This window comes from Sphingopyxis sp. (genome assembly GCF_016463645.1).
Classification (GTDB): Bacteria; Pseudomonadota; Alphaproteobacteria; order Sphingomonadales; family Sphingomonadaceae; genus Sphingopyxis.
Window position 1 is genome coordinate 1 of sequence record NZ_JAEMQX010000222.1, and the last position, 2,835, is coordinate 2,835.

The following is a 2,835-nucleotide window of genomic DNA, read 5'->3' on the forward strand; positions in this document are numbered from 1 at the left end:
CTTGCCTTCGCGCACAAATATCGCGGCGACGGCGGCGTGGCGATGGCCTATTTCGGTGACGGCGCCGCCAACCAGGGCCAGGTCTACGAAAGCTTCAACATGGCCGAGCTGTGGAAGCTGCCGATCATCTTCGTGATCGAGAACAACCAGTATGCGATGGGCACGTCGGTCAACCGCGCGTCGGCCGAGGATCAGCTCTATCGCCGCGGCGAGAGCTTCCGCATTCCGGGCATGCAGGTCGACGGCATGGACGTGCTCGCGGTGCGCGGCGCGGCCGAGGCGGCGCTCGAATGGGTGCGCGCGGGCAAGGGGCCGGTCCTGATGGAACTCAAGACCTATCGCTATCGCGGTCACTCGATGTCCGACCCCGCCAAATATCGCAGTCGCGAGGAAGTGCAGGCTGTGCGCGACAAGAGCGATGCGATCGAGCATCTGAAGAAGCTGATGACCGACGCGGGCATTCCCGAAGACAAGTTCAAGGATATCGACAAGGAAATCCGCCAGATCGTGGCCGAGTCCGCCGACTTCGCGGAAAGCGCGCCCGAACCCGAACTTCATGAACTTTATACCGACGTGCTGGTGGAGCAATATTGAGATGGCCATCGAATTGAAAATGCCGGCACTGTCGCCGACGATGGAAGAGGGCACGCTCGCCAAGTGGCTCGTCAAGGAAGGCGACACGGTGAAGTCGGGCGACATTCTCGCCGAGATCGAAACCGACAAGGCGACGATGGAATTCGAAGCGATCGACGAAGGCACGATCGGTCAGATCCTCGTTGCCGAGGGCACAGACAATGTGAAGGTCGGCACCGTGATCGCGACGATCACGGGCGAGGGCGAGGAGGCTGCCGCACCCGCACCCGCCGCTGCGCCTGAACCGAAGGCCGAAGCTCCGGCACCCGCCCCGGCGCCCGCCGCCGCCCCGGCTGCGGCTCCCGCTGCCGCCGAGCGCGCGTCGGACCCCGCGATCCCCGAAGGCACCGCCATGACCCGCCTGACCGTTCGCGAAGCGCTGCGCGACGCGATGGCCGAGGAAATGCGCAAGGACGACCGCGTGTTCGTGATGGGCGAGGAAGTCGCCGAATATCAGGGCGCCTACAAGGTCACGCAGGGCCTGCTGCAGGAATTCGGCGCCCAGCGTGTCGTCGATACGCCGATCACCGAATATGGTTTCGCCGGTCTCGGCGCGGGCGCGGCGATGGGCGGGCTGCGGCCGGTCATCGAATTCATGACGTTCAACTTCGCGATGCAGGCCATCGACCACATCATCAACTCGGCCGCGAAGACCAACTATATGTCGGGCGGCCAGATGCGCTGTCCGATCGTGTTCCGCGGTCCGAACGGCGCCGCGGCGCGCGTCGGCGCGCAGCACAGCCAGAACTATGGTCCATGGTACGCCAGCGTCCCTGGCCTGATCGTGATCGCGCCCTATGATGCGGCGGACGCCAAGGGACTGCTCAAGGCCGCGATCCGCACCGAGGACCCGGTCGTCTTCCTCGAAAACGAACTGCTTTACGGTCGCAGCTTCGACGTACCCGAGGTCGAGGATTTCGTCCTGCCGATCGGCAAGGCACGGATCATGCGCCAGGGCAGCGACGTCACCATCGTCAGCTATTCGATCGGCGTCGGGCTCGCGCTTGAAGCCGCCGACCAGCTTGCGGGCGAGGGGATCGACGCGGAGGTCATCGACCTGCGCACGCTCCGCCCGCTCGATACCGCGACGGTGCTCGCCAGCCTCAGGAAGACGAACCATCTCGTCGTCGTCGAGGAGGGCTGGCCGACCTGCTCGATCGCCAGCGAACTCGCGATGGTCGCGATGGAGCATGGCTTCGACGATCTCGACGCGCCCGTCATGCGCGTGTGCAACGAGGACGTGCCGCTGCCCTACGCGCACAATCTCGAAAAGGCCGCGCTCGTCGACACGCCGCGCGTCGTGGGCGCGGTGAAGGCGGTCCTCAATCGCGCCTGACGATCCGGCGACGGCTTTCTATCCCGACATGCGCGATCCGCGCGTCATGGTCGCCGTGCCGCAGTCGCGGCGCGCGGCCATGGCGGCGCTGTGGGGACTGACCGCGCGGCTGACCAAGCTGCTGCTCGACGCGCGCGAACCGCTGATCGGCCAGATCAAGCTCGCCTGGTGGCGCGACATGGCCGCGATGATCGCGAACGATCCCGCGGCGTTGCCGAAAGGCGAGCCGCTGCTCGCCGAGCTGCGGGCGAGCTGGGCAGGGCGGGATGGGCTCGATGCGCTTGTCGAGGCGGCGGAGGCGATGCTGCTCGCCGGGCACGACGCCGAGCGGCGCGCCGCATCGGAAGGCTTCGGCGAACATCTGTTCGGGCTGTCGGGCGGAGCGGAGGCGGGCGGAAAACGCTGGGGCCTCGTCTGGGGCGCCGGGGTCGAGGAAGACGAGCGTGCGGCGCACGAACTGCTCCGGCAGGCGAAAGCCCCTGACGCGCCGCCGCGCCGTCTCTTCACCGGAAACCGGCCGCTGTTGATGCTCGACCGCTGGGCGGCGGCGATTGCCCGACGTGATGGCGAGCGCGATTTGCGCCGCGAGGGATTGCTGTTGCTGCGCATCGGTCTCGTGGGCCGTTGACGACTAAAAACGCGCCGGGGGTGGAAATGCGGCCTCCAAGCCTCTATCTTCACCGCAACAAACGGGGTCGCAGGGGACAATGCGATGTTCAACGGGCTGGTCGCCTATCTCGATTCGATCAAGGCGCGCGATCCGGCGCCGCGGTCGCGCTGGGAAATTCTGCTCTATCCGGGGCTGCTCGCGGTCGGCATGCACCGCATCGCGCACTGGCTGTTCGAGGCGCGGCTTTTCTTTCTCG

General features: G+C 66.5%; 3 protein-coding genes and 1 pseudogene. All 4 read left to right on the plus strand.

Annotation, left to right across the window (positions count from 1 at the left end):
• Positions 1 to 594: thiamine pyrophosphate-dependent enzyme (locus JHC57_RS21770; RefSeq protein WP_294032665.1), on the plus strand; the 594-nt coding region annotated here is incomplete at its 5' end.
• Position 595: 1 nt separating this feature from the next.
• Positions 596 to 1,969: a pyruvate dehydrogenase complex E1 component subunit beta gene (locus JHC57_RS21775; protein WP_294032666.1), complete on the plus strand. Its 1,374-nt coding sequence runs from the start codon at positions 596 to 598 to the stop codon at positions 1,967 to 1,969.
• A 28-nt stretch (positions 1,970 to 1,997) separates the two neighbouring features.
• Positions 1,998 to 2,597 carry a hypothetical protein gene (locus tag JHC57_RS21780; RefSeq protein ID WP_294032667.1) on the plus strand — a complete coding sequence of 200 codons (600 nt, stop codon included), beginning with the start codon at positions 1,998 to 2,000 and terminating at the stop codon, positions 2,595 to 2,597.
• Between the two features lie 84 nt (positions 2,598 to 2,681).
• Positions 2,682 to 2,835, plus strand: a pseudogene (locus JHC57_RS21785) (serine acetyltransferase); the annotation flags it as partial.

Bases quoted from the DNA above. Each gene is read 5' to 3' on its own strand.
- JHC57_RS21775 (WP_294032666.1), top strand. From the start codon at position 596: ATGGCCATCGAATTGAAAATGCCGGCACTGTCGCCGACGATGGAAGAG.
- JHC57_RS21780 (WP_294032667.1), top strand. From the start codon at position 1,998: ATGCGCGATCCGCGCGTCATGGTCGCCGTGCCGCAGTCGCGGCGCGCG.